The sequence below is a fragment of the Desulfuromonas thiophila genome (genome assembly GCF_900101955.1).
GTDB classification, from domain to species: Bacteria; Desulfobacterota; Desulfuromonadia; order Desulfuromonadales; family Desulfuromonadaceae; genus Pseudodesulfuromonas; species Pseudodesulfuromonas thiophila.
In genome coordinates this window covers 1-1,040 of sequence record NZ_FNAQ01000039.1, presented here as the reverse complement: position 1 = coordinate 1,040, position 1,040 = coordinate 1, and the positions used below count along the sequence as shown (strand labels likewise).

General features: G+C 62.0%; 1 protein-coding gene. It reads left to right on the top strand.

Annotation, left to right across the window (positions count from 1 at the left end; translation table 11 throughout):
* Positions 1 to 1,040, top strand: a 1,040-nt coding sequence (tuf, locus tag BLR80_RS12600) for an elongation factor Tu (protein WP_092080896.1), incomplete at both ends; no start/stop codon positions are given.

Here is a 1,040-nt window from a genome sequence, read left to right as displayed (position 1 = left end):
CACGTCGACCATGGCAAGACGACTCTGACCGCCGCCATCACCAAGGTCATGGCTGGCCAGGGCCTGGCTCAGATGCGCGCCTTTGACCAGATCGACAACGCCCCGGAAGAGCGTGAGCGCGGCATCACCATCGCCACCTCCCACGTGGAATATGAAACAGTCAATCGGCACTATGCCCACGTTGACTGCCCTGGCCACGCCGACTACGTCAAGAACATGATCACCGGAGCCGCCCAGATGGACGGCGCCATCCTGGTCGTGTCCGCCGCAGATGGCCCCATGCCGCAGACCCGTGAGCATATCCTGCTTGCCCGCCAGGTCGGCGTGCCCGCCATCGTCGTATTCCTCAACAAGGCCGACATGGTCGACGACGCCGAACTGATGGAGCTGGTCGAACTGGAAGTTCGCGAGCTGCTCAGCGCCTACGACTTCCCCGGTGACGATATTCCCATCGTGCCCGGCAGCGCCCTCAAGGCCCTCGAATGCGCCACCGGCGAAGCCGCCGAAGAGCCCATCCTTGAGCTTATGCGCCAGGTCGACAGCTACATCCCCGAGCCCGAGCGCGCCATCGACCAGCCGTTCCTGATGCCCGTAGAAGACGTCTTCTCCATCTCAGGTCGCGGCACCGTCGCTACCGGTCGTATTGAGCGTGGCGTCATCAAGGTGCAGGAAGAAGTCGAGATCGTCGGCATGAAGGCCACCAGCAAAACCACCGTCACCGGTGTCGAGATGTTCCGCAAGCTGCTCGATCAGGGTCAGGCCGGCGACAACGTTGGCGTGCTGCTGCGCGGCGTCAAGCGCGAAGACATCGAGCGCGGCCAAGTGCTCGCCAAGCCCGGCAGCATCAAGCCGCACACCAAATTCAAAGCCGAAGCCTACATTCTGACCAAAGAAGAAGGCGGACGCCATACACCGTTCTTCAAGGGCTACCGGCCGCAGTTCTACTTCCGTACCACCGACGTGACCGGCATTGTAGAGCTGCCCGAAGGTGTTGAGATGGTAATGCCCGGCGACAACATCGCCATGACCGTCGAACTGAT